This window comes from Pyxidicoccus trucidator (genome assembly GCF_010894435.1).
Taxonomy (GTDB): Bacteria; Myxococcota; Myxococcia; order Myxococcales; family Myxococcaceae; genus Myxococcus; species Myxococcus trucidator.
The window spans coordinates 1,305,845-1,332,613 of record NZ_JAAIXZ010000001.1; the positions used below are offsets into that span (position 1 = coordinate 1,305,845).

At 72.2% G+C, this 26,769-nt stretch carries 17 protein-coding genes; 9 read left to right on the forward strand and 8 right to left on the reverse strand.

What is annotated here, in order from left to right:
• Positions 1-7: 7 nt before the first annotated feature.
• The gene (locus G4D85_RS05335; RefSeq protein ID WP_164008495.1) at positions 8-4,384 is read right to left on the reverse strand and encodes an RCC1 domain-containing protein; all 4,377 of its coding nucleotides are present in this window, start codon (positions 4,382-4,384) and stop codon (positions 8-10) included.
• 306 nt (positions 4,385-4,690) lie between these two features.
• Between G4D85_RS05335 and G4D85_RS05340 the strand changes: the two genes are divergently transcribed.
• Together G4D85_RS05340 and G4D85_RS05345 are read left to right on the forward strand one after the other, a co-directional pair.
• On the forward strand, positions 4,691-6,085 hold the full coding sequence (locus G4D85_RS05340; RefSeq protein ID WP_164008497.1) for a metallophosphoesterase: 1,395 nt from the start codon (positions 4,691-4,693) through the stop codon (positions 6,083-6,085).
• A gap of 19 nt (positions 6,086-6,104) precedes the next feature.
• Positions 6,105-6,737 (forward strand): TetR/AcrR family transcriptional regulator, encoded by a 633-nt coding sequence (locus G4D85_RS05345; protein ID WP_164008499.1) that lies wholly within the window; start codon positions 6,105-6,107, stop codon positions 6,735-6,737.
• A gap of 180 nt (positions 6,738-6,917) precedes the next feature.
• On the opposite strand, the gene G4D85_RS05350 is transcribed toward G4D85_RS05345, so the two are convergent.
• Complete coding sequence (locus G4D85_RS05350) at positions 6,918-11,591, reverse strand: lamin tail domain-containing protein (RefSeq protein WP_240359078.1); 4,674 nt, start codon at positions 11,589-11,591, stop codon at positions 6,918-6,920.
• Between the two features lie 219 nt (positions 11,592-11,810).
• On the opposite strand from G4D85_RS05350, the gene G4D85_RS05355 reads away from it, so the two are divergent.
• Together G4D85_RS05355 and G4D85_RS05360 are read left to right on the forward strand one after the other, a co-directional pair.
• On the forward strand, positions 11,811-13,421 hold the full coding sequence (locus G4D85_RS05355) for a serine/threonine-protein kinase (protein WP_164008504.1): 1,611 nt from the start codon (positions 11,811-11,813) through the stop codon (positions 13,419-13,421).
• A 94-nt stretch (positions 13,422-13,515) separates the two neighbouring features.
• On the forward strand, positions 13,516-14,367 hold the full coding sequence (locus G4D85_RS05360; protein WP_164008507.1) for an ATP-grasp domain-containing protein: 852 nt from the start codon (positions 13,516-13,518) through the stop codon (positions 14,365-14,367).
• Positions 14,368-14,398: 31 nt separating this feature from the next.
• On the opposite strand, the gene G4D85_RS05365 is transcribed toward G4D85_RS05360, so the two are convergent.
• Positions 14,399-15,817 (reverse strand): alpha/beta hydrolase, encoded by a 1,419-nt coding sequence (locus G4D85_RS05365; RefSeq protein WP_164008509.1) that lies wholly within the window; start codon positions 15,815-15,817, stop codon positions 14,399-14,401.
• A 215-nt stretch (positions 15,818-16,032) separates the two neighbouring features.
• On the opposite strand from G4D85_RS05365, the gene G4D85_RS05370 reads away from it, so the two are divergent.
• Positions 16,033-16,575, forward strand: a complete 543-nt coding sequence (locus tag G4D85_RS05370; RefSeq protein WP_164008510.1) for an FHA domain-containing protein — start codon at positions 16,033-16,035, stop codon at positions 16,573-16,575.
• A 27-nt stretch (positions 16,576-16,602) separates the two neighbouring features.
• On the opposite strand, the gene G4D85_RS05375 is transcribed toward G4D85_RS05370, so the two are convergent.
• From G4D85_RS05375 to G4D85_RS05390, 4 genes are all read right to left on the reverse strand, one after another.
• Entirely contained in the window at positions 16,603-17,310 is a 708-nt protein-coding gene (locus G4D85_RS05375; RefSeq protein WP_164008512.1) for a tetratricopeptide repeat protein, read from the reverse strand.
• A complete protein-coding gene (locus tag G4D85_RS05380; protein WP_164008514.1) occupies positions 17,279-18,775 on the reverse strand; it encodes a serine/threonine-protein kinase in 1,497 nt (498 codons plus the stop codon). The genes G4D85_RS05375 and G4D85_RS05380 overlap by 32 nt, the downstream gene beginning before the upstream one ends.
• A 330-nt stretch (positions 18,776-19,105) precedes the next feature.
• Positions 19,106-20,785 (reverse strand): hypothetical protein, encoded by a 1,680-nt coding sequence (locus G4D85_RS48795; RefSeq protein ID WP_205525423.1) that lies wholly within the window; start codon positions 20,783-20,785, stop codon positions 19,106-19,108.
• 7 nt (positions 20,786-20,792) lie between these two features.
• Entirely contained in the window at positions 20,793-21,998 is a 1,206-nt protein-coding gene (locus tag G4D85_RS05390) for a PEGA domain-containing protein (RefSeq protein WP_164008516.1), read from the reverse strand.
• A 193-nt stretch (positions 21,999-22,191) separates the two neighbouring features.
• On the opposite strand from G4D85_RS05390, the gene G4D85_RS05395 reads away from it, so the two are divergent.
• The 4 genes from G4D85_RS05395 to G4D85_RS05410 all read left to right on the forward strand — a co-directional run bounded on the left by G4D85_RS05395 (position 22,192) and on the right by G4D85_RS05410 (position 26,059).
• On the forward strand, positions 22,192-22,632 hold the full coding sequence (locus G4D85_RS05395; protein ID WP_164008518.1) for a host attachment protein: 441 nt from the start codon (positions 22,192-22,194) through the stop codon (positions 22,630-22,632).
• 98 nt (positions 22,633-22,730) lie between these two features.
• A complete protein-coding gene (locus G4D85_RS05400; RefSeq protein WP_164008520.1) occupies positions 22,731-24,629 on the forward strand; it encodes a methyl-accepting chemotaxis protein in 1,899 nt (632 codons plus the stop codon).
• A 9-nt stretch (positions 24,630-24,638) separates the two neighbouring features.
• The gene (locus G4D85_RS05405; protein WP_164008522.1) at positions 24,639-25,238 is read left to right on the forward strand and encodes an HAD-IA family hydrolase; all 600 of its coding nucleotides are present in this window, start codon (positions 24,639-24,641) and stop codon (positions 25,236-25,238) included.
• Positions 25,235-26,059 (forward strand): glycosyltransferase family 2 protein, encoded by an 825-nt coding sequence (locus G4D85_RS05410; protein ID WP_164008524.1) that lies wholly within the window; start codon positions 25,235-25,237, stop codon positions 26,057-26,059. Before G4D85_RS05405 ends, G4D85_RS05410 begins: the two co-directional genes overlap by 4 nt.
• A 15-nt stretch (positions 26,060-26,074) precedes the next feature.
• On the opposite strand, the gene G4D85_RS05415 is transcribed toward G4D85_RS05410, so the two are convergent.
• A complete protein-coding gene (locus G4D85_RS05415; RefSeq protein WP_164008526.1) occupies positions 26,075-26,728 on the reverse strand; it encodes a glutathione S-transferase family protein in 654 nt (217 codons plus the stop codon).
• Positions 26,729-26,769 lie beyond the last annotated feature (41 nt).

Here is a 26,769-nt window from a genome sequence, read left to right on the forward strand (position 1 = left end):
GCGCGGCTCAGGGCAGCGATACCGTGCCGGGAGAGTAGCGCGTCCCCGGCACGCCCAGGCCGAGCGTGCCGTGGAGGTTGCTGCCCCAGCTCAGCACGGTGCCGTCGTCCAGCATCGCCACGGAGAAGTCGCCGCCGGCCGCCACGCGCGCGGCGGTCGCCGCTCCCTTCACGGGCACGGGCTCGAACCGGTGGGTGCTGTCGCCGTTGCCGAGCTGGCCGTGCGAGTTGCGGCCCCACGTCCAGATGGCGCCCTGCTCGCTCACCGCGAGCGAGTGCCGGCTTCCGGTGCTGATGGCCTTCACCCCCACCAGGCCCGGCACGACATCCGGAGTGATTCGCGGCTTGCCGCCGCCGAGCTGTCCGAAGCTGTTGTCGCCCCACGTCCACACCGTGCCGTCCCCGAGCAGCGCCAGCGAGTGGTATGCGCCGGCCTGGACCTGCAGCACTCCGCCCGGCCCCTGCACCGGGACGCGCGTGTAGCGGTTGGTGGTGCTGCCGTCGCCCAGCTGCCCGCTGGAGTTGCGCCCCCAGGCCACCATGGCGCCGTCCTCGAGCACCACCAGCGAGTGGTAGTCGCCACCCGCCACGGACATCGCCTCCTCGATGCCCTCCACCTGCACGGGCGCGAGGCGCTGCTCGGCCGTCCCGTCCCCGAGCTGTCCGAAGGCGTTGTAGCCCCAGGCCCACACGGTGCCGTCCCCGCGCACCGCCAGCGAGTGGTACGCACCCGCGGCGATGGCCCTCACGCCCGACAGACCGGGCACCCGCACCGGCTCCCTCCGGGCGGTGTTGGTGCCGTCGCCCAGCTGTCCGAAGCCGTTGCCGCCCCACGCCCACACGGTGCCGTCATGGCGCAGCGCCAGCGAGTGCTGCGCGCCCGACGCTATCTGCCACACGTCCGTCAGGTCCTTGACGGGGACGGGCACGGACCGGTCCTCCGTGGTGCCGTCGCCGAGCTGCCCGTAGGCGTTGTCGCCCCAGGCGTGCACCGTGTTGTCCGCCAGCAGCACCAGCGCGTGCTGGTGCCAGGCGCGCACGTCCAGCACCGAGGGGCGAATCTTCGGCCCCTGCACCTTCACCTCCACGGGCTCCAGGCGCGGGCCCGCGGCCATGTCCCCCAGCTGCCCGTACTCGTGACTGCCCCAGGAGCGCACGCCGCCGTCGTGCAGGAGCGCCAGGGAGTGGTGCTCGCCCGCGGCCACGGCCACCACGTCCTGCAGGTCCGGCAGCTGCTTCGGCACCATCACCGCCGAGTAGCCGCCGACGCCCAGCTGGCCGAAGCTGCTGTCTCCCCAGGCCCACACCGTGCCGTCCCCGCGCACCGCCAGCACGTGGTGCGCGCCCGCGGACACGGCGCTGACGCCCTCCAGCCCGGACACCCGCACCGGCGTGCTCCGAGGCTGGTTGGTGCCATCGCCCAGCTGCCCGGACGGGTTCGTCCCCCAGGACCACACGGTGCCGTCCTCGCGCACCGCCAGCGAGAAGGCGCGCCCCGCGGAGATGGACACCCCGCCCGACAGCGCCTTCACCTGCGCCGGAGACGGCCGGCTCGTGGTGCTGCCATCGCCGAGCTGGCCGGCTTCGTTGGCACCCCAGGCCCACACCGTGCCGTCCTCGCCCAGGCCCAGGCCGTGCGTGTCGCCCAGCGCCACCGCCACCATGCCGGAGAGGCCCTTGAGCTGCATGGGCGTGGAGCGGTCCACCGTGGTGCCGTCGCCGAGCTGTCCCTGGAGGTTGCCGCCCCAGCTCCAGGCGGAGCCGTCCGCGCGCAGCGCCAGCGACGAGTCTCCACCCGCCGCGACAGCCACCATGCCCGACAGGCCCTCCACCATCGTCGGCGTGGTGCGCGTGGCGACGGTGGTGCCGTTGCCCAGCTGACCCCGGTTGTTGGCGCCCCAGGCCCACACCGTGCCGTCACATGCCAGCGCCAGCGTGTGCTGCAGGCCCGAGGAGACGGAGCGGACGCAGGGCACTCCCTGCACGGAGACGGGACCGGCGCGGTGGATGGCGGAGCCGTCCCCCAGCTGCCCGGAGGCGTTCTGCCCCCAGCCCACCGCCGAGCCGTCGCCACGCACCAGCAGCGAGTGCGAGCGGCCGGCCGCCAGTCGCTGCTCCCGGCCGAAGCCCCGCACCGGCACCGGCACCGCGCTCCACCCCGCGACGCCGAGTCCCAGCTGGCCGAAGCGGTTGTAGCCCCACGCGCGCACCGTGCCGTCCTGGCCCAGCGCCAGCACGTGCAGGTAGCTGGAGCCCAGCGACGCCACCCCCGACACTCCCGGCACCGTCACGGGCGACAGGCGCGAGGTGAGCGTGCCGTCCCCCACCTGGCCGTAGCCATTGGAGCCCCAGGCGCGCAGCGTGCCGTCCCCATGGCGCGCCATGGAGTGGAAGCGCCCGGCACCGACGGAGGTGATGGCCGCCAGCCCGGGCACCTTCACCGGACGGAAGCGGCCCGCCGTGGTGCCGTCGCCCAGCTGCCCCTCGGCGTTGTCGCCCCAGGCCCACACCGAGCCGTCCGAGAGCGCCGCCAGCGAGTGCGCGGAGCCCGCGGCCACGGACACCACGCCCGTCAGGTCCGGCACCTTCACCGGCACCAGGCGCTGCGCCCCGGCGCCGTCGCCCAGCTGGCCGTAGTAGCCCTCACCCCACGCCCACACCGTGCCGTCCTCGCACAGGGCCAGCGAGAAGTACGTGCCCGCTGCCACCGCCTTCACCTTCGTCAGCGCCGACACACGCACCGGCACCAGCCGATTCACCGTGGTGCCGTCGCCCAGCTGCCCCAGCGCGTTGTAGCCCCAGGCCCACACGAGGCCGTCCTCCGTCAGCGCCAGCGCGTGGCTGCCGCCCGCGGCCACCGCCTTCACCTTCGTCAGCCCCGGCACCTGCCCGGGCACCGAGCGGTCCCGCGTGGAGCCGTCGCCGAGCTGCCCGGACGCGTTGCGCCCCCACGTCCACACCGTGCCGTCCTTGCGCAGGGCCAGCGAGTGGTGGCTGGCCGCGGCGACGGAAGTCACCACGCCGCCCACGGCCACCCGCACCGCGCCGGCGCGCTCGGCGAGGGTGCCGTCACCCAGCTGGCCATAGTTGTTGCGGCCCCACGCCAGCACCGTGCCGTCGGAGAGCGCGGCCAGGGAGTGGAAGGTGCCAGAGGCCACGGACGTCACGCCGGACAGGCGCAGCACCGGCTCCGGGGAGAGGTGCCGCTCGGAGCCGCCATGGCCGAGCTGCCCGGAGGCGCCACCGCCCCAGGCCCAGAGCGAGCCGTCCGCGCGCGACACCACCGCGTGCTGCGGCCCCGCCACCAGCGCCGTCACCGCGGCCAGCCCCTGCACGGCCACCGGCGTGGTGCGCTCGGAGGTGGTGCCGTCGCCGAGCTGCCCGGACGCGTTGTAGCCCCACGCGAGCAGGGTGCCCGTCTTGCGCAGCACCAGCGAGCCGGAGTCCTGCGCGGCCACGGCCTTCGCATCCGCGATGCCCGGCACCTGCACGGGCGTGGTGCTGTCCGTCCCCGTGTCGTTGCCCAGCTGGCCGGAGGAGTTGCCTCCCCACGCCCACACCGAGCCGTCCGTGCGCAGCGCCACCACGTGGTAGGTGCCCGCGGCCACGCTGGTGATGCCGTTGAGCCCGGGCACACTCACGGGCTTCAAGCGCTGGGTGAAGGTGCCATCGCCCAGCTGGCCGGAGCTGTTGGCGCCCCAGGCCCACACCATGCCGTCCCCACGCACCGCCACGGTGAAGTCAAAGCCGGCGGCGAGCGCCACCACCTGCGTCAGGCCGGGCACCTGCTCGGGCCTGGGGCCGACCTCCGTGTGGCCACGGCCCAGCTGCCCGTAGAAGTTGGTGCCCCACGTCCACACGGTTCCGTCCGCGCGCAGCGCCAGCGAGTGGAAGTCGCCCGCCGCCACCGCCACCACGTCCGCCAGCTCCGCCACGGGCCTGGGGGTTGCGCGGTCCGTGAAGGTGCCGTCGCCGAGCTGGCCGGAGGAGTTGCTCCCCCACGTCCACACCGTCCCGTCCGCGCGCAGCGCCAGCGAGTGCGAGTCCCCCGCCGCCACCGCCACCACCTCCGCCAACTCCGGTACCTGGGTCGGTACGAGGCGCTGGAAGGACGCCTCGCCCAGGCCCAGCTGGCCGGAGCCGTTGGCGCCCCAGGCCCACACGGTGCCTCCGGGGGCGACGTGGAGCGAGTGCTGTGCGCCCGCGGCCAGCCGGGATGGAGGGCCCTGGGGCGCCAGGCGCTGGAGTCGGGGCGTGAGCGTGGGTGACGCGGCGGAGGCGCCGTTCCCAGCGGGGCTCGGCTCGCGTCCGCAGCCGGCCATCAGCAGGGCGCCCAGCAGCAACCCCCACAGGGCGCGAGCTCCCGCGTTCATGTCCTTGCGCATCGGTTCTTCCTCCGGTGTGGGAGCACGTCGGCCTGGCGGCTCGCGTCGTCACACGAGAGGCGGAGCGCCAGGGGCCGTCCGGCGGGCCGTGTATACGGCCAAACCTCGTCTCCTTGTACCGCGAGAACGACCCTTGGCGCCCCTCCTGGCAGCCAGCTGTCACCGGGTTGCAGGAGGAGCCCCGACTCCGCGCGGCGCTGACACAGGGGCCCGGAGGTGGGCAGGCTCCCACCTTGCGCCGGGTCTACACTTCTTCACGGGGATTGCGTTGCGGCACCGGGGGGGCGGGGGACTATGGGAGTCGCCATGGACTCGTTGGTTCGCTTCGCCGTCTTCGCCGTCGTCACCGGCCTCGTCACGCTGCTCGCCCACCTCTATCTCTACCGCCGCATCTTCGTGGACACGTCGGAGAATCCCCGGTGGCGGCGCCTGGGCATGTGGGTGATGGCGGCGCTGGCCGTGCCGCTCGTGCTGTCCTGGTCCGTGACGCGCTTCCTGCCCATGGACACCACCTTCGCCGTGGCCACCGCCGTCTGGACGTGGATGGGCGCGGCGACGTACCTCCTCTTCGCCTTCTGGGTGCTGGGCGGCGCGCGGCGGGTGGTGGGGTGGGTGCGGAGGACCACGGGCGGAGAGGGGAAGGCCGCGCCCATGACGGCTCCGGTGTCTGTGGAAGCGCCTGACGCGGTGGAGGCGAGGGCCGCGGCGGGAATGGGCACCGCTTCCATGACGCCCCATGCGGTGGAGGCACGAGACTCATCGGCGGGGATGGGCCTGGCCACCGCAGCGGCTCGGGTGCCCTCGATGATGTCGTCGGAAGAGGCCGCGCCGCTGGCCCTCGTCGGGACGCCAGCCCTCTCAGGCCCCGTGGACCTGGAGCGCCGCCGCTTCCTCGCCCGGGCCACCGCGGGCGGGGCGGTGCTGGCCTCGGCCGGCGTGACGGGCTTCGGCGTGTGGCAGGCCTTCCATGAGCCGGTGGTGAGCGAGGTGGCGGTGCGCCTCCCCGGGCTGCCTCGCGCGCTGGACGGCTTCACGATTGTCCACCTCAGCGACATCCACGTGGGCCCCGTCATCCGGCGCCGCTTCATGGACGAATTGGTGTCCCGCTGCGACGCGCTGCGTCCGGACCTCGTGTGCATCACCGGGGACCTGGTGGACGGGCACGTGCCGTCGCTGGCCCCGGCGGTGTCCGCGCTCGCCAATCTGAAGGCGCGCCATGGCGCGTACTTCGTCACCGGCAACCACGAGTACTACTGGAATGCCGCCGCCTGGTCGGAGGCGCTGGAGCGCATGGGCATCCACGTGCTGCGCAACCGCCATGTGCGCATTGGCGATGCGGCGGCCTCGTTCGACCTGGTGGGCGTGGATGACTGGGCCGCCCGACGCGGGCCGCAGGGGTATGACCTGGACGCCGCAATCGCTGGCAGGGATGGCGAGCGAGCGTCCGTGCTGCTCGCACACCAGCCCTCCAACTGGAGCGAGGCGGCGAAGGCGGGCATGGGGCTCCAGCTCTCCGGGCACACCCACGGCGGGCAGTTCTTTCCCTTCACGCTCGCGGTGGCCGCCATCTGGCAACATGACGCGGGCCACTTCCAGACAGGCGACAGCCATCTCTATGTCAGCCGGGGAACAGGCTTCTGGGGTCCCCCTCTGCGCGTGGGCTCACCGCCAGAGATTGTCAAGGTAACCCTGATGGCATGAGGTATAGAGTTGCATTGGCATGGGTAAGGAACCAGCACAGCGGGAAATCAAACAGGAGCGCGCGGCGCGCACGCGGGTGGAAATCCTCGAAGCGGCCATCAACCTGTTCTCACGCAGGGGCTTCCTCGCCACGACGATGGCGGACCTGTCCCGCGCCATCCGCATGACGCCCGGCGCGCTGTACTGGCACTTCCCGACAAAGGAAGACCTGCTGCTGGCGTCGATTGAAGAGCTGCACCAGCGCTGCGTCCGCGAATTCACAGGCCACCTGCAGGACGCCCGCACGCTGCCCGCCCGGGAGCAGCTCCAGGCCTTCACCGAGCGCACCCAGGAGTTCCTGCGCTGCCACCGCGAGTACGGCATCTTCTTCGCCATGCTCGCCGCCGAGGCGGCCGAGTCGAATGACCGGGTGGCGGACGCCATCCGCGAGAAGCTGTCCCAGTACGCGAAGGTGCTGGAGGGCATCATCCGCCACGGGCAGAAGACGGGCGAGTTCCGCCAGGACGTGGATGCCCTGCACGCGGCGCACGGCCTCTTCGGCGGGTACATGGGCGTGCTGGTGCACCAGAACCTCTTCCGCGCCACGCTCAGCTATGACCCGCTGGTGTCCGCCCTGCAGAGCCTGATGTCGGTGGGAACCCAGACGCGGTAGCGCCAGCGGCCGGCCGCGCATTCAGCCGGCGTGGCGCGGGGGCAATCCCTCCCGCCGCCGTGGGCGTGTGCCCCGAAACCAGACGCACTGCGTCCCCTGGAAACACAACGGGCGACCCCTGACATGGCAGGGGTCGCCCGGGTAATTCCTCTCACCGCGCGGCCTGGGGCCGCGCCAGCCTCACGGCGCCGGAGTCGGCACGGTGATGACGTTGACCGCGCCCGGCGTGGACGTGGTGGTGAACACGAAGTCCACCGCGTTGACGTTGGTGTCGGCGGACCCGGCATTGCGGGACAGCGAGCCAGCCGCCGTGCCGCTGTCGGCCAGGGGCGTCGTGTCCGCGGTGCCCTCGCGGAAGTCGAACTTCTTCGTCGAGCCGGTGATGCTGGCCTGCGCGACGTTCCCCTCGTAGGCCAGCGAGTCGATGAGCGCGTCCTCCGTCGCATCGTAGATGCCCACACCGTCAGAGGCACCGTTCTGGACATAGTCCGTGGTGCCCTTCTGCAGCGTCTTCACTCCGGCGCGGCCGGCCAGGGGACCGACCACGTTGGCGGAGCCGACGACCAGGTACTCGCCCGGCGCCAGCGCTCCGCCGGTGACTTCGGACAGGGCAATCTTCTGGTAGCTCACCGGCGGGGCGGTGGTGGAGCTGCCGTTGACGAGCACGAGGAACAGGTTGGTCAGCGACACCGTCCTGGACGAGGAGTTGTAGAGCTCCACGAACTCGAGCGAGTCACCGGCACCGGGCATGTCGTAGTCCACCTCGTTGATGACCAGGCCCGCGCCCGCGGGGACATTCACCGTCACCTGGGACGTCTGGTCCACACCGCCGAAGCTCGCGGTAAGCACGGCCTGCGCCGGGGCCTCCAGGGCTGCCGCCGTGAAGGTGAACGTCGCCGTCGTCGCGGCGCGCGCCACGCGCACCGTGGCCGGCACCGAGCCCACGTCCGTCGCGGGCTCCAGCCTCAGCGCCACGTCCGTCTCGTCCGTCTGCGCGGGACGGTCCAGCGTCACCGTGAAGGTGAACGTCTTCGCCGCCAGCACCGTCGCCGTGGCCGGGGACAGCGTGGCCAGCTTCGGCGGCGGCGGCGTCACCGTGAGGTCCGCCTCACGGGTGATGCCGTACAGCGAGGCGGACACCTTGCCCGCGCCCCCACCGGCCGCATCCGCGGTGAAGATGAAGGTGGCCTGCGTCTGCCCCATGGCCAGCGTCGCCGTGGCGGGCACCGAGCCGTAGCGCGTCACGCCCGTGCCCGGCAGGGCCGCCAGCGTCACGGTGGCGTCCGCCGGCGCGGGCCGGTCCACCGTCAGGGTGAACTCGCGGGTGGCACCGGCGTTCACCGGGCCCGCCTCGTTCGCCACCACCGACACCAGCCGGGGGGCATCCTGGTCCAGCGTCACGGCGGTGCTGGCGCTGCTCTCTCCCAGCGTCGCCGTCACCGTGCCGGCGGTGCCCGTGGCCTCCGCGCTCGCGGTGAAGGTGAAGGTCGCCTGCAGGGCATCCGCCGCCACCGGCGCCGTCGCGTTCGCGAAGGTGCCGAGGTCCGCGGGGTCCACGCTCAGCGCCAGGGTGGTGTTGGCCGGAGCCGGACGGTCCAGCGCCACGGTGAGCGTCACCGTGCCACCGGGCACCATCGTCACCGTGGCGGGGTCGAGGCCCGTCACCGCGGGCTGCTCGTCCTGTCCCAGCACCCGCACCGCGGCCTGCAGCGAGGAGCTGCCCAGCGTCGCCGTGAGGGTGACGCTGGCGGCCTGGGCCACCGGGTTCAGCTTCACCGTCGCCGACGTCTGGCCCGCGGGGATGACCACCCCGCCGCCCACCGCGCCCAGCGCCGTGGAGTCACTGGAGGTGATGGCCACGGTGACGTCCTCGGGGAACGCGGACTCCATCGTCACCGTGAGCACCTGCGGGAAGGTGTCGCCCGAGGCGGAGCCCACGCGGATGTACGCACCGCCGCTGAAGCCCGTCAGCGCGGGCAGCGGCGGCAGCGGCAGGCGCATGTCGCGCGCGTTGCGCGGCAGCAGCTTGTACTCGTTGAAGGTGAAGGTCAGCACGCCCTTCAGGTTCGTGAAGCGGGTGCCCACCGTCTGCGCGGCGTTGACGTAGTCGAAGGCCTGGTCATCCACCTTGACGCCCGTGGTGGTGCCGTCGCCGTTCGGGTTCTCGTCGACGAAGAACTCGTCGAAGCTGTTCGGGGCGGTGGTGATGCTGACGTCGCGCAGCTCCAGCAGCACGGCGTCCAGCGCCTCGGCGCGAGGCCCACCGGTGCGCACCTCCTCGGAGCGGACCACCACGGGCTCCGGCAGCGGGTTGCCCGAGCTGACCTTGGTGTACGTCACGTCCGTCAGCTCCAGCACGCCGCGGTAGAGCATCAGCGTCGCCTGGGTGATGTCCAGCCGGTCACCCAGGGCGAGGTCCGTCTTGGGAGCGAAGACGTAGATGCCCGAGTACTCCACGCCCTTGCCCTGCGGCGGCGGGGAGGCCTGGATGAAGTAGCCGCTGGCGCTGGCATTCAGCGCGGTGACGATGACGTTGGACACCGCCACCTTCGTGTTGAGCAGGGGGATGGCGCCGGCCACCGGCGTCTTCAGGTCATGGATGGTAGCGGGGCACGCGGCGCCATTGGGGTTGGCGACCGCGCACGGGTCACACGCGTCACCCTGCCCGTCCGCGTCCGTGTCCGTCTGGTCCACGTTGACCAGGTAGGGGCAGTTGTCGGCGGGAGACATCACACCGTCGCGGTCGGGGTCCGACGGGTCGGCGTTGGCGCAGGTGCCTCCGGCCTGCTCGGGGCAGCCGTCGCACACGTCGCCCTTGCCGTCCGCGTCGCCGTCCGCCTGGTTGGCGTTGGCCAGGAAGGGGCAGTTGTCGCGCCAGGTGGCCACGCCGTCGCCGTCATCGTCGGCGGGGTTGGCGGAGACGCAGGCGGTGCCGGCCTCCAGCGGGCACACGTCGCAGGCGTCGCCCTGACGGTCGCCGTCCGAGTCCACCTGCACGCCGTTGTCCACGGGGCGCACCGGGTTGAAGATGGCGGGGCAGTTGTCCGCGCTGTCCACGATGCCGTCGCCGTCCTTGTCGTCCGGACGGACCTCGCTCGTGTAGACGGTGGAGTTGTTGCGGGACGCCAGGAAGCGCTCGTCCGTCGAGGTGCGGCGGGGCACGCACGTCGGCTCGTTCTCCGGGGTGCCGCAGGCGAACAGCGGATAGGCGCTGCTGTTGGCCGCCTGCAGGGCCGCCAGGTTCTTGCCAATCTCCGACTGGAGGCACACCGCCTTGGCGGCGCCGCAGACGTCCAGGGTGTCGCAGGCGTTCTCACCCTTCAGCGCGTCCACCAGGGTGCCGTCGCCGTAGAGCGTCTTGCCGCCACGCACGGTGAGGACCACGTCCTCCGGGTTGGCGGTGATGACCGCGCGGTGCGGCGAGTTGGCGAAGGTGCGCAGCCGGAAGATGGCCAGGTCGCCCACCTTGCCCGGCGCGATGCGGCCCACCTTCTCGAAGACGTCCGTCAGGTCCGAGGCGTTGGCCGTCACCATGCGCCACAGGTGCGAGTCGGACAGCGAGCCCGCGTAGTGCGTGGTGTTGAGGTAGTCCGCGCACTGCAGCTCGCGCAGCAGGTTCATGGAGCCGGACTGGAGCCAGTCGGTGCCCAGGGCGATGCTCACGCCCATCCGCTTGTAGGCCGTCACCATGGCCGTGTCGCCATACAGCGTCACGTTGGAGCGCGGCGACCAGACGAGGCCGGTGCCCCGCGCCGCCATGCTGGCCATCTCCTTCGCCGTCAGGCCGATGCCGTGGATGATGGCCGTGCGCGCGAAGAGCACGTCCGAGTTGCCCGCGGACAAGCAGCGGAACTCGTTGAGCGCCCGCTCGTCGATGCCCTCGGCGATGTGGGGCAGGTAGGCGGAAATCTTCGGCAGCGAGCTGGACGAGGGCAGCGCCGGGTAGCTGCAGCCGCTCGCCAGCGCCTCACCCCCGGAGTCACCCAGCGGGAAGGTGTCCGAGTCCGCGTAGCCCTCCTCGAGCCCCTCCTGGCGGGCCACCGTCCGGTCGTCCACGTTGCGCAGCAGGCCCGGAGCGCCACCCGCGCCCGCGACGGTGGTGGTGCCGGCCATCACCTGGCGCAGTTCCTGGTAGCCCACGAGGTCCGCGTTGGTCTTGCTGCCGTTGTTGTCGACCCGCGTGTGGCCGCTGAGGCCGCGGCGCCAGTCCTGGCGGTGCTCGAAGCGCTCCACGGAGTGCTCCTGCGTCGCGACATACGGCTTGTCCGTGAAGCTGATGTGGTCGTGCGGGTTGATGAGGCCCGGGGAGATGACGCCCGTGGGGCACGACACCTGGGTGGCCTCGGCGGCGCCGGCCGCGGAGGCGCAGTCGCAGGCGGCGCACTGGATGATGCCCTGCGCGTCCACCAGCACCTGTCCGCCCAGCAGCGTCTCGCCGTCCTTCAGCACCACGCCCGTGAAGAGGCGCGCGCCGTTGCCGGCCCTCGTCACCGCGCAGGTGGCCCCGCCCGGGAGCGCCGGCTCGGCCGCCGCCGCGCAGCGGCTCACCGTGTACGAGCAGTCCGCCGCGCAGGCGTCACCGCCGACGGTGTTGCCGTCGTCGCATACCTCCAGCCCCTCTACGCGGCCGTCGCCACAGCCCAGCGCCACCGTCGGGGTACAGTTCGCCTGACAGCCATCCCCGTCCGTGGTGTTGCCGTCGTCACATTGCTCCGTCCCCTCCTTGATGTTGTTGCCACAGACAGGCGGGGCGACGCCGCAGCCGTCGCCCTCGCAGGGGTCCGGGTCATCTGAGCAGCCAGCGTGGAGCACCAGGACCGCGCCAAGCGCGGCCAGTAGAAGGCGTGGGGACATTCGCATCTCGTGGGTCTCCAGGCGGACGCCGCCAACGGGAACGTGGTGGGTCCTTGGCACGCCCTGGAGCGTACCCCGTGAAACATTTCAGCGACACCTTACGTACTGAGTCCAGCGCCCATGAGTCCCAGCAGGGGTGGATGTGTCCCTGAGTGCGCCGGGGTGCGCACTCCAGGTACGAAGGCGCTGACCTCCCTCCTTATATAGATTGGTCCGCCCATGACGCCCCACACCACCACCAGTCCCGTGTCGCGCTTCCTCGACAGCCACCTGCGCCGGGACGCGCAGGCGCGGGAGCTGTCGGTGGCCCGCTTCATGGCGGGCCTGTCCGGCGCCTCGGTGGTGGTGGCGGCGGCGCTGGGGCCCTCGCTGGGCTGGGGGCTGACGCAGGCGCTGATGGGGCTCTCCGCGGTGCTTTGCGCCTGGTACATGATGTTGTGGCGGGTGCTGCGCTCCGGCGTCTTCCACCCGGCCGTGCCGTGGATCAACGTGGCGATTGAGGTGAGCATCCCCGCGGTGGTGCTGGCGTTCGACCTCCGCTACCAGGGGCCCATCTACGCGCTCACCGCGCCCACGCTCGTCATCTGGCCCACGCTGATTACGCTGGCCACGCTGCGCAGCAACCCCCGGCTGGCGCTGGCCGCCGGCCTGCTGGTGGCCGCCGAGTACCTGGGCATCTACTTCGCCTTCGTGCGCCCGCTGCTGCCGGAAGAGGCGCTCATCACCCTCACGCCCATCTTCATCGCCACGCGCGCCTTCTTCTTCGTCGCGGCCGGCGTCTTCACCGCCATCCTCGCGCGCCACTTCCTCCAGCTCACCCGGGGCGCGCTGTCCGCCCTGCGCGAGCAGGAGGTCATGGGCAAGTACGTGCTGCACGAGCGCATCGGCGCGGGCGGCATGGCGGAGGTGTACCGCGCCACCTACTGCCCCGAGGGTGGCTTCCAGAAGGCGGTGGCCCTCAAGCGCATCCTCCCGGCCTTCACGGACAACGAGGAGTTCGTCACCCTCTTCCGCCACGAGGCGGAGCTGTGCTCCTCCCTCAACCACCCCAACATCGTCCAGGTGTTCGACCTGGGCCGCCATGGCGGCACCTACTTCCTGGCCATGGAGTTCGTGGACGGCCTGCCGCTGAGCAGCCTCGCCAAGGGGCTGGGGCGCAAGCCGCTGCCGCTGGCGGCCGCCACGTACCTCACCGCGGAGCTGGCCTCCGCGCTGGACTACCTCCACCGCCGCACTGGCCCGGACGGCCAGCCGCTCAACCTGGTGCACCGCGACGTCAACCCGCCCAACGTGCTGGTGTCCCGCTTCGGCGACGTGAAGCTGTCGGACTTCGGCATCGCCCGCGGCGCGGCGCGCGCCCAGCTCACCCTGGCCGGCAGCGTGCGCGGCAAGCTGGGCTACATGGCCCCGGAGCAGTCCATGGGCCGGCCCTTCGACGGGCGCGCGGACCTCTTCGCCCTCGGCCTCACGCTGTACGAGGCCCTCACCGGCCGGCGCGCGCTGCACGCCGCCACCGAGGAGCTGCTGCTGCGCGCCGCGGTGGACCAGCAGGTGGAGCCGCCCTCGCGCCTCAACCCGGAGGTGCCCCCGGCGCTGGACGCGGTGGTGATGCGCCTGCTGGAGAAGGACCCGGCGCACCGCACCGCCACCGGCGCGGAGCTGCGCGCCCAGCTGCTCGCCCTGGAGGGCGTGGCCGCTCCCTTCCCCCACGGGCAGCCGCTGCTGGCCCAGGCGGCGAGAGACGCGCTGGAGCACTCACGCCGGGTGGCGGCGGCCCAGGACGTGGCGGACAACGTGCCGCCCAGCCGCAGAATCACCGCGCGGGCCTGAGGTCCGCCGCCCGGCCCCTGCTGGAGAACCGCTGCGCCCGGGCGCCGTCCGCGCTATCCAGGTGCCGCCGACTTCCCCACCAGGAGCCTCCACCTTGGACGTCGCCGTCCTCACCTACTCCGGCCTGCCCCAGCTCGACAGCTTCGATGCCGCCCTCGTGCCCGCGCTGGGCGAGCTGGGCCTGGACGCACGGCCCGTCATCTGGGACGACCCGGCGGTGGACTGGCGCACGGTGCGCCTGGCCCTGGTCCGCAACACGTGGGACTCGCACCTGCGGCGCGACGCCTTCGTGGCCTGGGCGGGCAAGGTGGACCGCCTCACCCGCCTCCACAACCCGGCGGAGGTGCTGCGGTGGAACACGCACAAGCGCTACCTCCGCGAGCTGGAGGCGAAGGGCGTGCTGGTGACGCCCACCGTCTGGGTGGAGCCGGGCGGCACGCTGGACGTGGGCACGCTGCTGCGAGAGCGCGGCTGGGACGCGGTGGTGCTCAAGCCCGCGGTGTCCGCGGGCGCGCTGAAGACGTACGTCTTCCCCCGCGCGGAGGCGGCGACCGCCACCGCCCGCGTGGCGGAGCTGGCCGCCGAGGGCGACGTCCTGGTGCAGCCCTACCTCACCGCCTTCGAGACGGAGGGCGAGCGCAGCTACATCTTCTTCGACGGAGTCCTCAGCCACGCGGTGCACCGGCCGCCCACGCTGCTGAGCGCGCCGCGCGGCTTCTCCGAGCCGCGCGCCTTCACGCCCGAGGACGCGGCCGAGCTGAAGCTGGCGGAGTCCGTGCTGGAGGCCATGGGCCGGCCCCTGCTCTACGCCCGCGTGGACGTGGCCACGGACAACGAGGGCCGCACACGGCTCCAGGAGGTGGAGGTGACGGAGCCGCGCCTGTTCCTCTCGCTGGACGCGGGGGCACCGGGCCGGCTGGCCCGGGCCATCGCCGCGAAGCTGTGAGGCGCCGAGACGCCCAGGCTCTGGTGACGCGCTACAGCCCGCAGGCCTTCGGGTCCGCGTTGCGGAAGGAGCACAGCAGCTTGGGCAGGCGCTTCTTCCAGAAGGACCAGTCGTGCGCGGCGCCCGGCTCGTTCCAGTGGGCCACGCCGTAGCCGCGGCCCTTCAGCGCCGCCACGAACTGCAGGCTGGACTGGCAGTCGTCGCCGCCGGGCTCGCCGTCGCGGGCGCACCCCGCCGTGGGCGAGCCGTGGTCCACGTAGAAGCGCAGCGGTAGCACCGGGTCCTGCCCCGCGCGCACCACCATCGCGTTGCCGTCGTCGCGGTCCACCTCCCCGTCATGCGGCCAGAAGAGGGAGCCGGATTGGCAGCCCACGAAGCCGAACCTGTCGGGCATCTGGAAGCCCGCGTACACGGAGATGAGGCCGCCCAGCGACGCGCCAGCGATGCCGGTGTTCTCGGGCCCGCGCAGCACGCGGAAGGCGCCCTCCACGCGGGGCATCAGGTCATCGCGCAGGAAGGCCAGGTACCCGTCCCCTTGCGGGGCGGGCCAGCTCGGGTCCCTCGCGGGCGGGAAGGAGTACTGCGCCAGGCGCACGTTCTGGTTGGGCAGCGCCACGAAGACGAGCACCGCCGAGTCCTGCGGCTCCAACGCGTAGTGGCCGTCCGCCGCCTGCGCGAAGGACTCGCGGGTGAGGCTCTCGTTGCCGTCGTGGAAGTACATCACCGGCAGCGCCGGGCACGCCGGCCCGTCGTACGCCGCCGGGGTGTAGACGAAGACGTCGCGCCGGTCGCCCAGGGTGGTGGCGGGCACGCCGTACCACGCGGTGAGCCGGCCCTTCGTCGCGTCCTGCAGGCCCGGGTAGATGAGCGAGTTGAACTGCCCCACGTCATTCAGGTTGAGGCCATCCCACTCCACATGGCGCGCGGCCGGGTCCGAGAAGTAGTTGCCGGCCTTCACCAGCTTGTACGGCTGCGGGCCGGTGCGCGGCACGTCCACCTCCGCCACGTACAGGTCCGTGTCCCGCACCTGCACCAGCGGCGTGGCGGTGGCGGACCACTCGTTGAACGCGCCCGCCACGAAGGTGTCCCGCCCGGCCTCGCCGCGCATGAAGAAGGCCACCCGGGGACGGACGGCGGTGGCGTCGCTCACCAGCGGCGTGCCGCCCTGCTCGGTCACCGCCGCCACGAAGCGGTCGATGGCGGCGATGCGCCCCTCGGGCGTCGTCGCGCGGCTCATCTCCAGCTGCAGCTCCACCAGCAGCGACATCGGCGCGCCGTGCACCACCGTGTCGCGCTGGCAGGCCCAGGGCTCCTGGGAGCCTGCGTCCGCCGTGCCCCCGTCGGGGAACGTCTGGGTGAAGGGCAGGGGCTTCGGGTAGTCGAAGCCCGAGGAGTATTCACAGGCGGCCCACAGGACCGCGCACAGCACGACGGCGGACAGACGGCGCATCACGTTTCCAGGAGGCAGGGGTGGTCGCCTTGTGGGAGGGGCGATCAGCAGGCGCCGCATGGGACCTGCGACAGCATGTGGGAGTGGGTGTACTACAGGGCCCGGCTCGCGCGCGAGAGGGGGTCCCCGCCCTCCATCCGCCCACTCGTGGACACGTGGACAGCGCGACGCGCCTTGTGCCACCACCACGAAGTGAGGGAGGTTATTGAGTACTCATGGCTCGCGCTCTGTTGCTCTCGCTGCTTGTGCGTCAGCACATGGCACTCAAGGAGAAGTTTCGCGCCAAGTACCCACACCCGTGGCTGGTGTGGGAGGCAGGCGCCTGGAACGTCCCCGAGACGCTGGAAGGGAATGTGGCCGCCACGCGGCTGCCGCTGACGGACCTCCGTGACTGCCTGCCCGCCGGGGACGCCATGTGCTTCGAGCTGGTGGCCCTCGCCGAGCGGGGCCCCATCGGCCTGGGGCGCGCCTCGCACAACGCCATGGTCGTCAACGACGCCACGGTGTCCCGCGAGCAGCTCCTGCTGGCGCCCGCGCCGGACGGACAGTGGCAGGTGACACGCACTCCCGGCTCGCGCCCCGTGGTGCTGGAAGGCGCGCCGCTGGAGCCGGAGCAGCCCACCGTGCTGCGGCAGGGCATCCAGCTCCAGGTGGGAGACGTGCGCCTCACCTTCCATGACGCGGAGGGCTTCAACGCGCGCATCGGCCGCATCGCCGCGCAGGTCATGGCCCAGGCCGCCGCGCCCCGTCAGGGCTGACGGCGGGCCCGGCGGCTTCGCCCGCGTCTACCGGAGCCTGCCCACGGTGCCCAGCGAGGTGGGACGCGCGTCAGGGCCGCTCGTGGCCATGACGACGCCCGTGGTGACGAGCGCCACCGCCGCGCCCGCGCCAGCCCACACCCACCACTTGCGCGTCCACGGCGTGGACACCGTGCCCGCCTGCTGGGGCGCGGTGAGCGACTGCGCGGCACGGGCCTCCAGCGCGCGCTGCTCGGCCTCCAGCTCCGCGCGGCGCCGGACGGCGGCATCGGCCTCGGCCTTCGCCGCCTCGGCGCGGGCTCGCTGCACCTGCTTGTCCTGCTCGGCGCGCTCGCGCTCCAGCCGACGCGCCTGCTGCTCGCGCTCCCGGGTCTCCATCTCCTGCACCAGCTCGCGCACCGCCGACGCCGACGCCACGTCCGGCTCCAGCGACAGGTAGCGCCGGTAGAAGAAGGCCGCGCGCGAGAACTGGCCGAGCTGCCGGTGGCACTGGGCCATGTTGAAGAGGAAGGCCGGCAGCGGCTTGAGCCGGTACGCCTCGCTGAAGGACTTCAGCGCCTTGTCGAAGTCCCCCACGTCATAGGCGAGGTTGCCTTCCGAGAAGCGCGCGCGCGCCCGGGCCTCCGCGTCGGCCTCCCCCACCGCCAGGGCGGGCGAGGGAAGTCCCAGCAGCAGCACTCCGAGCAGGGCCAGCGCAAGGGGGCTACGGGGCCGCGAACGGGTCGATGACGGCATCGCGCACCCCTCCCTTCCGAGTCGCGGGCCGCGAGGACCCTGGCGTCTGCCGGGGCGCCGTCTGAGCCTTGGCGAGCGGCACCTCCAGCACCGCGTGCGTGTCCAGCCGCACCACGCGCTCCGACGGGACGTAGCCGGCCAGCTCCACCCGCAGGCCGATGGGCGCGTTGCCCGCCGGCAGCTGCCGGATGAGCGGCGTGACGCCCAGCACCTCGCCCGTGTCCGCGCGCAGCACCTGCGCGCCTTCCGGGAAGGAGCGCACCGTGAGGGTGACGGGCGTGTGGGGCACGGCCGGGTCCACCGCCCCCCCGACGGCCGCCGCGGCCCCCAGGCCCGCCGCCAGCGTCGCGGGCTCGCGCACCGACTGGAGCCCCGCCCAGGTGAGTCCCCCGGACACCAGCGCCAGCACCGCCGCGCCCACGCCCAGCACCAGGCGCGGAGGCCAGGTGCCCAGCGCGCGCATCCGCTTCGTGGGCCGCTCCGAGGGGTCCACCGCCTCCGAGGCCCCCTGGGTGACGGCGGGCGCGCCCGCGGTGGGCAGCAGCAGGAGCGCGGTCGTCACCTCCGCCAGGCTCTGCGGCCGTGCCTCGGCCTCCTTGGCCAGGCAGCGCATGACCAACGCGGAGAGCTGCGGCGGCAGCGGCTCGCCGGAGGGCAGGTGCGACGGCAGCGGCGGCGGCAGCTGGGTGATGATCTGCACCACGAGCTGCCCGAAGGCCGGCGCCTGGAAGGGCGGCTTCCCGGAGAGCAGCTCATAGAGGATGTTGCCCACGGCGTAGACGTCCGAGCGCGGGTCCACCTGCAGGCCCGCCGCCTGCTCCGGGGCCATGTACGCGGGCGTGCCGATGATGGTGCCGTCCATCGTCCCCGTGGTGTTGCCCTCGGACGTGAGGAGCTTCGCCACGCCGAAGTCCAGCACCTTCACGAAGTCCGTCTGGCCCGCCCGGTGGATGATGAAGAGGTTGTCCGGCTTGATGTCCCGGTGCACCACGCCCACCTGGTGGGCCGCGCCCAGCGCCGCGCAGACCTGCACGACGATGCGCTGGATGCGCGCGAGCGACAGCTTCTCCTCCTGCAGCAGCGAGCTCAGGCTCTGCCCGCGCAGCAGCTCCATGACGCAGTAGACGTGCCCGCCCTCGCCCTCGTCCACGAAGTCGAAGATTTCGACGATGTGCTCGTGGTTGATTTGATTGACGGTGCGCGCCTCCTGGAAGAAGCGCTGCACGAAGCCGCTGTCGCGCGCGTGCTCGGGCTTGAGCACCTTGAGCGCCACCTGGCGGCCCAGCCGCACATGGCGCGCCTGGAACACCCGGCCCATGGACCCCTCGCCCAGGAGTCGCTCGAGCTGGTACGCCCCCAGCGAGGAGCCCACCCGCAGCTCCACGTCGGAGCGGTGGACTACGCCACCCACGGCGCCCCCGGCGGTGGACAGCACGGTCTGTGCGAAGAGGTCATCGGAGCCCATGATGGGAAGAACTTTCCATGATCGGGTCCAACGGCAACCCTCGCATGGCACTCTGTCTTCCCAGGGACGGCGTACGTGTCGGGCTGTGAGAAGTCGCGACGCCCGAAATGGGAGTGTCCCGAGGGAGCGCCCTCGGAAACACACCTACCCGTCCCTCCAGGCCCGTTCACCACCAACAGTGTCAGGCCCGGGACTCCGCACGGGTGACTGATGGCTACCGGACGGTGGAAGCGGGGCGGACTCACGACTTGGAGCTCGGTGTCGAAGCAGGGTGGGAGACGGTAGGCACGCGGCGAGGCCCTGGAGAGGACCCCGCCGCGAGTCGGGCGATCACCCACACGACCTGTTGGGCTGGCACGTACCCGCCGTGCCGTTGCTGCGCGTGCAGGCGGTGCCCTGGGGGCAGTCCGCCTGGTCCGCGCAGTCCACGCCGTTGTTGCCGTCGTTGTCGATGCGGTCGTTGCAGACAGTCTCTACCCGGTTACCCGCCGCGCACACGCACCCGGTGCCGCACGCCTGGTTGTCGCAGTCCGTCCGGTCCGCGCAGTCGGTCTGCCCATCGCCGTCATTGTTGCTGCCGTCGCCGCAGAGGACTTCCGCGCGGGTGCAGTTGGTCAGCCGGCAGCCCCGGCCGCACTCGCCACTCACGCAGTTGGGCTCCGCACTGCCGCTCCGGCAGTCGATGAGCCCGTCCCCGTCATCGTCCAGGTTGTTGGAGCAGTTGGTCTCCTGCACCGCGCCGGCGATGCAGACCTGGCTGGGGACCTGGCCAGCGGGCTGGCTGACGATGGCGTAGTCGCAGTCCGCCAGGTCCGCGCAGTCCGCGCCGTTGTTGCCATCGTTGTCGAGCGTGTCGCGGCAGTTCTCCTCCGCGCACGTGGACGCCTCGCACCGGGCCGCCGCTTCCGACTGGCCGGCCACGCACGCCTTGAGGTTGCAGTCCGGGTCCGCGCAGTCGATGAGCGCGTCGCCGTCGTTGCTGATGCCGTCGGAGCAGTTGGCCTCCACCCGGCCTCCACCCGTGCAGATGCAGCCCTCGCCGCAGGGCTCGCCGGTGCAGGACACGGTGTCCGCGCAGTCGATGCCGTTGCGCCCGTCGTCGTCCACGCCGTTGGCGCAGTCACCCTCGGAGCACGCGGTGCCCTGGCAGATCTGCCCGTCGCCACACTCCTTCCGGCTGCAGTCGGCGTCCGCGCAGTTGGCGTTGCCGTCACCGTCGTTGTCGCCCCCGGAGGTGGTGCACTCCGTCTCGACCTTGGAGCCGCTGACGCACGCACAGCCCGCGCCGCAGGCCTTGTTGTCGCAGTCGTCGCGGTCCGCGCAGTCGGTGCGGCCGTCACCATCGTCGTCGCCGCCCGCGCCGCAGTCCGCCTCGGCCCGCCGGCCGTTACGGCAGACGCAGCCCGTGCCGCACGACTGGTTGTTGCAGTCGTCGAGGTCCGCGCAGTCCGCGGGGCCGTCGCCGTTGTCGTCCAGGCCGTTGCCGCAGTCCAGCTCCCCGCGCCGCACGCACTCACCATTGATGCAGTTCTGCAGGAAGGAGCAGGCCACGTCGCAGCGTCCGCAGTACCCGGGGTCGCTCTGCAGGTCGAAGTCCTCGTCGATGCTGCCGTCGCAGTCATCGTCCGCGCCGTTGCAGTCCTCGTTGAGCGGGAGCACCTGGTTGACGCAGAGGATGGCGCCGTTGGCGCCGCACACGGACTGGCCCGGGCGGCAGATGCCGACGCCGCTGGTGCCCGCGCCGCCCGTGTAGCAGGGCGTCTCCAGCTCATCGACGGCGCCGTCGCAGTCGTCGTCCACGTTGTTGCAGCGCTCGCCCTCCTCCGGAAGGCAGCAGTACTTCGGCCCGTCGTCGGGCAGCGCGGTACACAGGTAGCTGTCGCCACCGCAGTCCGCGTCCACCTCGCAGGTGTAGGGCACGTCGTCGGGGAACTCCACCTTGCAGCCCGCCGCGCCGGAGAGGAGCAGCAGGGCGCACAGTGCACGCAGCCAGGGATTGAAGGTCTTCATAAAGGTCTCAGAAGCTCCCGCCGACGACGAAGTGGAGCGCCGAGGAGGCGCCGCCGCCACCGCCCGGCTCCAGGGAAGTGGCCTTCGGCGCGCTGCGCGTGGGCACCACCACCAGCCACACCACGCTGCCCGCCGCCACCACGCCGCCTCCGGCGATGAGCGCCGTGGCGAGGTTGGCCTGCGACTGCGCGTCCAGCCGCTCCTTGCGGCTCACATCGAAGATGCCGTCCCCATCCGCGTCGCCCGCCCGGGACTCCACGTCCTTGGCGCCCATGCCCAGCACCGCGCCCACGCCCACCGCGGCCAGTCCCGCCAGCGCGGTGTAGAGCGCCGGCCGCTTGAAGATGGACGGGCCTCCCTTGCGGCCGGACACGCCCGCCACCGCATCGTCGCCGGGCCCTTCCGGCGCGGGGCCGGAAATCTCCAGCCGCACATCCACCGCCTCGCGCGCTCCGGGCTTGAGGTTCAGCGTGCGCGTGAAGGTGCTGTACTCGTCCGCGGACACCTCGAGCTGCGCGGTGCCCGGCGGCAGCCGCGCCTCCACCTCGCCCACGCCGAGGATGCGCTCGCCCACCTTCACCACCGCCTGCGGCACGTTGACCGTCACCTTCAGCACCGCGCGCGGCCGGGCCAGCGCCATCATCCGGTTGGACAGCTTCGTGGCGGCCTCCTTCTGGAAGGCGGCGTCCTTCGGGTTGCGCCCCGTCACCACGTCCTCGTGCACCACGCGCCTGTCCCGGTCATACGTCCACGCCCGCAGCGTCCAGCCCGCGTCCTCCAGCGACAGGCGCGCGGTGGTGAGCAGGTCCGCGTCCAGCGACTCCGCCGGCTCCGCCAGGCACGCCACCTCCGTGCAGCGCACCGCCGCGTCGTAGCCCTCGGCCAGCCGCTCGCGCGTGTCCTGGAGGTTCGCCCCCAGCGTCACCATGCCGGAGGACATCGCCCCGCGCGCCAGCGTCTTCAGCCAGGCGGACGCCTGCTGCGCGCCGGCCCGCTCCGGAGTGTCCAGCCCCAGCAGCACGAAGCGCGGCATCAGCTCCGTCTTCGGGTCGTTGTCGCGCAGGTCCAGCCCCATGTCCGGGCTGTCCTGCTCCTGGGTGCTGGTGTCGGTGCTGAGGTCCAACCCCAGCCCGCCCGTGTCCTGGCCCCACGCGGGGTGGACCCACAGCGCGAGCGCCAGCAGGGCGACGGAGGAAGCGGCGGGAATACGCATCCTCGGGTTCTACCCCGCCGCTCCCCACAACGGAATGACAGTCGGGTGCCCGCCCCCGAGTCGGCGGGCCCGCCCTGTCAACCGGGTACGACATGGCCGCCTGCCCTGCGCACGGCGGAGGCGCGGCTCGGTGGCGGAAGCTTGCCGGGCGCTACACCGGGCCGCATCTCCCTTCCTAAAGGAGATGAACCATATGGCGGATGGAACGCTCTGGATCCTGGTGGGGAACGCAAGCCGCGCGCGCCTCTTCGCGACGGACGCGAAGGCGGAGGCCAACTGGAAGTTGGTGGAGGAGTTCCAGCACGAGGAGAGCCGGGCCAGGAACCCTGACCTGCTCAACCAGCCGGACAACCCCAACGCGGGCACGCTCCATGGCCCACCGCCGGAGAACGAGCCCAACGGCCGCAAGGAGCTGGAGCACGACCGCTTCGCCCGCCAGTTGTCGGAATTCCTCGACAAGGGGCATGATCGCCACGCCTTCGACAAACTCGTCATCGCCGCACCTCCGGAGTTCCTCGGACGCATGCGGAGATTGCTGAGCTCTCGGGTGAAGCAACGGGTCCTCCTGGACGTCGACTCGGACTACTCGAACGTGCCTGCCAGGGACTTGCCTGCTCGCGTGCCCGTCCTCTAGGCGAGGAGGCGTGGGCGGCCCCCCGTGCGCTCGGGGCTCTGGTATAGGGCGGAGGCCAACCTCCTCGGAGGGCCCCCTGCCTCCGAGCCCCGAGTGACATGTCCCTTCCCCTCCTTGGCACCCTCTCGCTGCGTGGGCGCCTGACCCTCTACGTCACCCTCCTGTCCGTCGTCCCGCTGCTGACGCTCAACATCATCCAGGCGCACAGCGCCCGGGGCATGTTGGAGGAGCAGATTCGCGCGGCACTCCTGCGGGAAGCGGAGGGCGTGAAGGACCTGATGGAGGCGACGCTCGCCGAGCGCGAGGCGAGCCTGCGCAACTGGGCGGAGGACCCGGCGGTGCGCTCCGCGCTGCGCACCGGCAACACCCAGCAGGCGGACAGCCTGCTGACGCTGCTCCAGCGCCGCTACCTCACCCTCAACGGCATCGTCCTCTTCAACGACGAGGGCCACGCCGTCTCCGCCAGCATGCCGGCGCTGCGTGACGCGTATGCGGGCAGCCAGGACGCGGTGCGAAGCAGCGCCTGGTTCCGCGAGGCCCAGCAGGGCCGCACCACCGGCGAGGGCGTCACGGTGGAGGACCCCGTCATCGGCGTGCGCGTGCTGTCGCTGGCGCTGCCCGTGGTGGACCCGGCCACGAACCAGCGCCTGGGCGTGCTGCTCGCCGCCTTCGACTGGGCCCAGGTGGACGAGCTGGTGCGGCCGGCGCTGGCCCGCGCCAGCCAGCGTGACTTGAAGAGCTTCGCCCTGGCGCTGCGGCGTCCGGACGGCACGGTGCTCTACGACTCGCGCGGCGCGGAGGCCACCGGGAACGGGGAGCTGCTGGCGGTGACGGCCATCAACGACTCCAGCGTGAGGGACGTGGCGGACGGCTGGCACTTCATCGCGCTGGTGGACCCGGCCGAGGCCTACGCGCCGGTGGAGCGCGCCCGCCTGCCGGCCATGCTGATGGCGGCCGGCTTCCTGGTGCTGGCGGTGGTGGGCGCGTGGCTGCTGGCGCGCGGCATCACCCGGCCGGTGCTGGCCCTGCGCGAGGCGGTGACGCGCATCGTCCGCGAGGGCGACCTCACCCGGTCCATCGACGTGAAGGCCGGCGACGACGAGGTGGGCGAGCTGGCCGACGCCTTCGGCCAGTTGGTGAAGCAGCTGCGCGACACGGCGCACAGCCTGCACCGCGGCACCCGCGTGCTCAGCGACACGGTGGCGGAGCTGCACCTCGCCTCCGAGCAGCAGGAGCGCAACGTGGCGCGCCAGGCCTCCGCCCTGCAGGAGACGCAGGTGACGGCGCAGGAAATCCGTCAGACGTCGCTGCTCGCGTCGGAGAAGGCGAATGACGTCCTCGGCCGCGCCTCGCGCGCCGAGGAGGTGGGCCAGTCCGGCGAGGAGGACATCCGGGACAGCCTCGGCGGCTTCCAGTCCCTGCTGGACCAGTCCCGGCAGATGACCGAGCGCATCACCCAGCTCAACGAGCGCACGCGCCAGATTGGCGGCATCACCCAGACGGTGAAGGACCTGGCGGACCAGTCCAACATGCTGGCGCTCAACGCGGCGATTGAGGCCGCGCGCTCGGGCGAGCACGGCAAGGGCTTTGGCGTGGTGGCACGGGAAATCCGCAACCTCGCGGACCAGTCCATCGACTCCACCGAGCGGGTGCGCGACATCCTCAACGAGCTGGGCAACGCCATCCTCTCCACCGCGAGGATGACGGAGGCGGGCCAGGCGCGCGTGGAGGCGGGCCTGGAGCAGGTGCGCAGCAGCGGCGACCGGCTGAAGGAATTGGCCACCATCATCCAGGACAACGCCTCGGCGGTGAGGCAGATTGCCGGCGCGGTGGCCCAGCAGAACGCGGGCATCGCCCAGATTTTCAGCGCGGTGACGGACCTGTCCTCGATGATGAACGACACCCAGCAGAGCCTGGCGGCCACCACCCGGGCAGCGAAGCTGCTCCAGGAGGTCTCCGGGCAGATGCAGGACGTCGCGCGCGCCTACCGAATCTAAGGAGAACGCATGGTGGCGGTGAAGGCGGTGCTGTTGGACCTGGGCAACGTCCTCGTCTTCCATGACAACGCGCTGCTGTTCGCCCGGCTGGGCGCGCGCGCGGGACTCACGGGCCCGGAGGTAGGCCAGCGGCTGCAGGGCGCGGGCTGGACTGCCGCCAACCGGGGCCAGCTGGACGGGGAGGCTATTCGCCAGGACGTGTGCCGCGCGCTCGGCGTGGACCTGCCCATGGCGGAGTTCGCCCCCCTCTGGAGCAGCCACTTCACCCTGCACGCCGCGGTGCTGCCACGCGTGGAGTCCCTGGTGGGCCGGGTGAAGCTGGGGCTGGTGTCCAACACCAACGCGCTCCATGCCGCGTATCTGCGGCCCCTGCTGCCGCTGCTCCAGCGCTTCGACAGCGTGGTGATGAGCTGCGAGGTGGGGCACGTGAAGCCGGAGCCGGACATCTTCCGGCTCGCGCTGGCGGGCGTGGGCTGTGCCCCCGGCGAGGCCGCCTTCTTCGATGACCTCCAGGAGTTCGTGGATGCGGCCGACGCGCTGGGCCTGCGCGGACGCCTCTTCACCACCGCGGATGCCTTCGACGCGCAGCTGAAGGAGCTGGGACTGTGAGGCTGGGCGGCTACGTCCTGCACCGCGACAACCGGGACACGCTGGAGCCGTGTCTGCGCGGGCTGCTGGCGCTCTGCGATGACGTGGTGGCGTTGGACTCCGGGGCCACGGATGGCTCGGCGGAGCTGGCGCGCTCGCTGGGGGCGCGCTCCGTGCCGCACGCGTGGCGGGGCTACGGGGCGGCGCGCGAGGCCGCCGTGCAGGCGCTGGGGCCGTGCGACTACGTGTTCTTCCTCGACTCGGACGAAGAGCTGGAGCCCGAAGCGGTGGAGACGCTGCGCGCCTGGAAGGCGTCCTCGCCTGATGAAGCCGTGTACCGCCTGCCCCGGCGGGACTGGGCGGAGCTGGACGGCCACCGCTTCCTCTTCCGCACGCAGTGGCGCGCGCGCCTGGTGCGGCGGGAGCGGGCCGTGTGGAAGCCGGAGCAGATTGTCCACGAGGCGCTGCCGAAGATGCAGGGCGGGCGCGTGCATGCCCCGATTGAGCACCGCTTCGCCACCTCCGTGGCGAAGCGCTCGGCGAAGGAGGAGCGCTACGCGCTGCTGTGGGCCCTGCGCGCCCATGCCGAGCAGCGGCGGCTCAAGCCCGTGGGCGTGCAGCGCGTGGCGTCCTGGGTGCGCGACTGCGTGCTGAAGGGCGCGCTGTGGCGCGGCGGCGGGGACGCGTCCCGGCTGGCGTGGGCCGTGGCGGGCTACCACGCCACGAAGTACGCGTACCTCCGCGAGCTGCGCCAGGGCCGCTACCCGGAGCTGGCGCGGGCCTACGCGGAGGGCCGCTATGACGAGCTCTTCACCCGCGTGCGCGAGGGCGCGCTCGGCTGAAGCGGCGCCGTCCCGTCAGTCGTACTTCGACACGGGCTTCTCGTGCTTCGCCGCCTCGGCCCACTTCTGGAAGGACGGCAGGGCGAGCACCGCGTCGCGGTACGCGGCGCACACCGCGTCCAACGTCACGTCATAGGTGACGAAGCGGGTGACGACGGGGGCGTAGAAGGCGTCGGCCACGGAGAAGCGGCCGAAGAGGAACGGGCCCCCCTGTCCGAAGCGGGCGCGGCAGTCATTCCAGAGGGCCTGGATGCGGGCGATGTCCTCCGCCACGCCGGGCGCGCGTCCCTGGCCCGGCTTCCGGGCGCGGAGGTTCATGTTCATGTGCTGCCGCAGCGCCGCGAACCCCGAGTGCATCTCCGCCGTGACGGAGCGCGCCACCGCGCGGGCCGCCTTGTCCTCGGGCCACAGCCGCGCCTCGGGGAACGTCTCCGCGAGGTACTCGCAGATGGCCAGCGAGTCCCAGATGGCCAGCTCGCCGTGCTTGAGCAGCGGCACGCGTCCGCTGGGCGAGTGCTGGAGGATTTGCTGGGTGGAGTCCGGCTCCCCCAGCTGCACCACCACCTCCTGGAACGGCTGCCCGGTGTGGGCCAGCGCCAGGTAGGGACGGAGGGACCAGGAGGAGTAGTTCTTCGTACCGACGACGAGCGTGAGCGGGGACGGGGCCATGAGCGGCACCCTACCGCCCCCGGCCCGGCGCATGCACCGTG

Coding starts and splice junctions, on each gene's coding strand:
- G4D85_RS05335 (WP_164008495.1), bottom strand. CDS start 4,384: ATGCGCAAGGACATGAACGCGGGAGCTCGCGCCCTGTGGGGGTTGCTG.
- G4D85_RS05340 (WP_164008497.1), top strand. CDS start 4,691: ATGGACTCGTTGGTTCGCTTCGCCGTCTTCGCCGTCGTCACCGGCCTC.
- G4D85_RS05345 (WP_164008499.1), top strand. CDS start 6,105: ATGGGTAAGGAACCAGCACAGCGGGAAATCAAACAGGAGCGCGCGGCG.
- G4D85_RS05350 (WP_240359078.1), bottom strand. CDS start 11,591: ATGTCCCCACGCCTTCTACTGGCCGCGCTTGGCGCGGTCCTGGTGCTC.
- G4D85_RS05355 (WP_164008504.1), top strand. CDS start 11,811: ATGACGCCCCACACCACCACCAGTCCCGTGTCGCGCTTCCTCGACAGC.
- G4D85_RS05365 (WP_164008509.1), bottom strand. CDS start 15,817: ATGCGCCGTCTGTCCGCCGTCGTGCTGTGCGCGGTCCTGTGGGCCGCC.
- G4D85_RS05370 (WP_164008510.1), top strand. CDS start 16,033: ATGGCTCGCGCTCTGTTGCTCTCGCTGCTTGTGCGTCAGCACATGGCA.
- G4D85_RS05375 (WP_164008512.1), bottom strand. CDS start 17,310: ATGCCGTCATCGACCCGTTCGCGGCCCCGTAGCCCCCTTGCGCTGGCC.
- G4D85_RS05380 (WP_164008514.1), bottom strand. CDS start 18,775: ATGGGCTCCGATGACCTCTTCGCACAGACCGTGCTGTCCACCGCCGGG.
- G4D85_RS48795 (WP_205525423.1), bottom strand. CDS start 20,785: ATGAAGACCTTCAATCCCTGGCTGCGTGCACTGTGCGCCCTGCTGCTC.
- G4D85_RS05390 (WP_164008516.1), bottom strand. CDS start 21,998: ATGCGTATTCCCGCCGCTTCCTCCGTCGCCCTGCTGGCGCTCGCGCTG.
- G4D85_RS05395 (WP_164008518.1), top strand. CDS start 22,192: ATGGCGGATGGAACGCTCTGGATCCTGGTGGGGAACGCAAGCCGCGCG.
- G4D85_RS05400 (WP_164008520.1), top strand. CDS start 22,731: ATGTCCCTTCCCCTCCTTGGCACCCTCTCGCTGCGTGGGCGCCTGACC.
- G4D85_RS05405 (WP_164008522.1), top strand. CDS start 24,639: ATGGTGGCGGTGAAGGCGGTGCTGTTGGACCTGGGCAACGTCCTCGTC.
- G4D85_RS05415 (WP_164008526.1), bottom strand. CDS start 26,728: ATGGCCCCGTCCCCGCTCACGCTCGTCGTCGGTACGAAGAACTACTCC.